4 protein-coding genes and 2 pseudogenes are annotated in these 3,605 nt (G+C 50.8%); 5 read left to right on the top strand and 1 reads right to left on the bottom strand.

All coding sequences use genetic code 11. The annotated features are described in order from the left end of the window. Positions 1–118: 118 nt before the first annotated feature. The 5 genes and pseudogenes from QZ506_RS00865 to QZ506_RS00845 form a co-directional block, all read left to right on the top strand. Positions 119–445: pseudogene (locus QZ506_RS00865) on the top strand (transposase); the annotation flags it as partial. A 344-nt stretch (positions 446–789) separates the two neighbouring features. Beyond that, positions 790–1,836, top strand: coding sequence for a tol-pal system-associated acyl-CoA thioesterase (gene exbB / locus QZ506_RS00860; RefSeq protein ID WP_291968394.1), 1,047 nt, complete (start codon positions 790–792; stop codon positions 1,834–1,836). 3 nt (positions 1,837–1,839) lie between these two features. Then, positions 1,840–2,262 (top strand): TonB system transport protein ExbD, encoded by a 423-nt coding sequence (gene exbD, locus QZ506_RS00855; RefSeq protein ID WP_291968392.1) that lies wholly within the window; start codon positions 1,840–1,842, stop codon positions 2,260–2,262. Positions 2,263–2,725: 463 nt separating this feature from the next. After that, positions 2,726–3,175 carry a YhbP family protein gene (locus QZ506_RS00850; RefSeq protein ID WP_291968390.1) on the top strand — a complete coding sequence of 150 codons (450 nt, stop codon included), beginning with the start codon at positions 2,726–2,728 and terminating at the stop codon, positions 3,173–3,175. Between the two features lie 39 nt (positions 3,176–3,214). After that, positions 3,215–3,451: a tail fiber assembly protein gene (locus QZ506_RS00845; protein WP_291968388.1), complete on the top strand. Its 237-nt coding sequence runs from the start codon at positions 3,215–3,217 to the stop codon at positions 3,449–3,451. Positions 3,452–3,485: 34 nt separating this feature from the next. On the opposite strand, the pseudogene QZ506_RS00840 reads toward QZ506_RS00845, so the two are convergent. Continuing rightward, a pseudogene (locus tag QZ506_RS00840) lies at positions 3,486–3,605 on the bottom strand (IS481 family transposase); the annotation flags it as partial.

Below are 3,605 nucleotides of genomic sequence, written 5' to 3'. Positions count from 1 at the left end.
TTGTTATAAGAGGGCCAGTTGGTGATTTTAAAATTTTGTTTTGCCATGGAGACCTGATTTTGAAACAACTGTGGTGATCTGCTCCGATGATTACCCAAAAGTTCTATTTATTCAACAAAGCCGCTATGATGCTCTGCTGAGGAAGAAAATAAGGCCGCTTATCCCGCCACGAAGGGGGGCGAAATATTGGCCAGTTCGCTACCACGAGCGTAACCACGCTGTTGCAAATCAGCGCATTAGCGGTAGTAACGATATCTGGAAAAAGAAAGTGGGCTATTACCGGCGTTCAGTGGCTGAAACGGCCATGTTCCGGTTCAAAAGGCTTCTGGGTGGTAATCTAAGTCTGAGAGACTACGATGCTCAGGTGGGTGAAGTCATGGCCATGGTCAAAGCGCTTAACCGGATCACGCTATTAGGAATGCCGAACAGTATTCGCATCACGTAACAATCGACCCATATGGGGCGCAGTCGTTACAAGTTCTGATTTATTCAACAAAGCCCGCTTGTAAGACAACTTCCTCTACTTTGATCAATCTTGGTGTAATAACTTAATGTTGATCACAGAACCTGACTTTATTGGGGTAACTGACACGCTTTGTGCATTGTCATAGAATGTAAGTTCGTTAAATCAGCGTTTTCACTTATGGCTATTGTTATTTTTTGTGCTAAAAAACATAAATAGTAATGAGAACTACTATCAATTCGTGCTCAGTTTGCTATCATTTCCCGTCGATTCGTTGCACTGCTCATTGGTGTTGTACTATTCATTGGTATAGGTGGAGGCACAGCGTGAAAACGGCTGTTGGTCATATTTCTTCCCAGGCATTGCCCGCGTGGCTTACACAACGCGGCGCGTTCAGCGCATTTTCCCGTAGCATGTTGACGGCTCTGCTTTTAACGGCGGGGCTGGTCACATCAGCAGGACTAAGTGGAAATGCGTTCGCAGCACCTGCTTCTACACCTGTTGCTAACACCGCTGCCGCCAGTGCACCTGCACCTGCACCAGAAGCTGCTGCTGCGGCATCGACGCCTGCGGCGACTGACCCTACCGTCGCTGATGCTGCCGCGGTGCCTGCATCGCCGTTGGCTCTGCCGCAAGGCAGTGTAGGCAACATTATGAAAACCGATCTTTCCGTTTGGGGCATGTATCGGCATGCGGATCTGGTGGTGAAATCCGTCATGATCGGTTTGCTGCTGGCCTCTGTGGTTACCTGGGCGATCTTTTTCGGTAAAAGCGTCGAACTGGTGGGTGCAAAACGTCGCCTGCGTCGTGAATATGCGGCGTTGGAGCAGGCGCGCACCTTAGATGATGCGGCAGATATCGTTGAGGCCTTTAAAGCCGATAGCACAGCGGCGATATTACTGGCCGATGCGCAAAATGAATTAACACTTTCCGCCCGTTCTGATGACAATAATGGCATCAAAGAGCGTACCGCCTTCCGTCTGGATCGTCGTGTGGCCGCTGCCGGTCGCCAAATGGGGCGCGGTAACGGCTATCTGGCAACGGTTGGGGCGGTAGCCCCCTTTGTTGGGCTGTTCGGGACGGTCTGGGGTATCATGAACAGCTTTATCGGTATTGCTCAAACGAAAACCACCAATCTGGCCGTCGTCGCGCCGGGGATCGCCGAGGCACTGTTGGCCACTGCGATTGGTTTGGTCTCTGCTATCCCGGCTGTGGTGATTTACAACGTGTTCGCTCGCGGAATTGGCAGCTATAAAGCGCTGATGGGTGATGTGGCGGCACAGGTGCTTTTGCTGGTGAGCCGCGATTTGGATGTGGCTGCGAGTAACGGTAACCGTTTGACTGCGGCTAATCAAAAACTGCGGATGGGTTAAGTTATGGCGATGCATTTGCACGATGATACGAGCGGTGACAGCGAGATGCATGACATCAACGTCACGCCGTTCATTGACGTGATGCTGGTGCTGCTGATCATCTTTATGGTGGCGGCGCCGCTGGCGACTGTCGATATTCGTGTCGACTTGCCAGCATCCACTGCGGTGCCGCAACCTCGTCCCGAAAAGCAGGTGTATTTGACGGTGAAGGCGGACAAACAGCTGTATGTGAGTGATATTGCCGTGAGTGAGACAGGACTTACCAACCTGCTGGATGAGCGAACGGGTGCCAACAAAGAGACCACCATTTTCTTCCAGGCAGATAAAACCGTCGATTACGAAACCATGATGCGTGTTATGGATACCTTGCGCAAGGCGGGCTATCTGAAGGTCGGATTGGTGGGTATGGAATCAGCGGGTAAATAAGTGCCTGTACCGTCCCGCGCTTCTGGCGGGACGGCCTGTCATACTCGGTGTTCAGGTAAAACGCGTATATTTCCCCTTTGCCTACGGCGTCCCCCTATAACCCCATCAACGTCAAACTATCTTCCCAACACATCGTGTAAAGTGTGCCGTCAGCAATGCGCATCCGTCATTCCCGATTCCACACTGGCTTTTTACCCATGAAGACATGGCCTGCGCTTTCGGCAGCGGTGACGCTGCCTGTTTGCATTACAGCACGGCGTAATGATTACAACAGGTTGATTTTTCACCGCCATGACGCATTATGACAGGTTACGAGTAACTTATCGAACTACGATAAGGTGTTACCGTGCAATCACACACAGCACAGGGTATATAGCGGTGGAATCGGTAATGCGTAATATTCTGATTTTTTTTTTAACGTGCGCGGGTGTGTCATGCGTGTCATAGCACCAGGAGAGGCCTTATGAGCAAAGGAAATGAGCTGTCGATCATTTCCCGCTATATGAAAAAGCTGCATGTGTTGACGCTATGCGTAGGGAGAGATTCGGAATTATGGTGTGCGAGCTGCTTCTATACTTATGACGAAAATGAGGTCGCTTTCTACATCATGACAGAAACCTCGACGCGCCATGGTGAAATGATGCTGCGTTACCCGGAGATTGCCGGGACGATTGCCGGCCAACCTAAAACCGTTATGCTGATTAAAGGCGTGCAGTTCATCGGTCAGGCATTACTGCTACAAGGTGAAGAGGCGGTTTCGGCCTGCGAGCGCTACACGCAGCGTTTTCCTATCGCCCGGGGGGCGACCTCACCCGTTTGGCGCTTGCGGATCGATACCCTGAAGATGACGGACAATACGCTGGGTTTTGGTACCAAACACCATTGGCACCGCGATGAGGAAAACGACGGATAACTGAATGCATCTGGCAACAGGAGGAGCCATGAGTCGAGTATGCACACAGACACGAAAGCCCAGCAGGCAGCAGAATTACAAGCTGCACAGCGGGCGGCACAACGGGAGTTAACCTCACGTCTTACCGCAGCGAATGCGCGTATTAAAACGCTGAGCGATGCGGTTGATCTGGATATGGCAACAGAAGAAGAGACGGCATTACTCACAGGGTGGAAAAAATACCGTGTATTGCTGAACCGTGTGGATATCAGCTGTACTAGCTCAGACCTGATCTGACAGTTACCTATTATTTATACAGGTGTCTGTCAGATTACATCTGGTTCAGATTCTTTTCTGCCCAGATCCGTTTTCCATCAAGTAAAGTGGCCATCGGCGTACGCCCGCAGCACGTTTTTCCCTGATGAGTTCGCTCATTATTGTAATGCCACAA

Source organism: Candidatus Symbiopectobacterium sp., assembly GCF_020054415.1.
Taxonomy (GTDB): domain Bacteria; phylum Pseudomonadota; class Gammaproteobacteria; order Enterobacterales; family Enterobacteriaceae; genus Symbiopectobacterium.
This window is presented reverse-complemented; position numbering and strand designations above follow the sequence as displayed.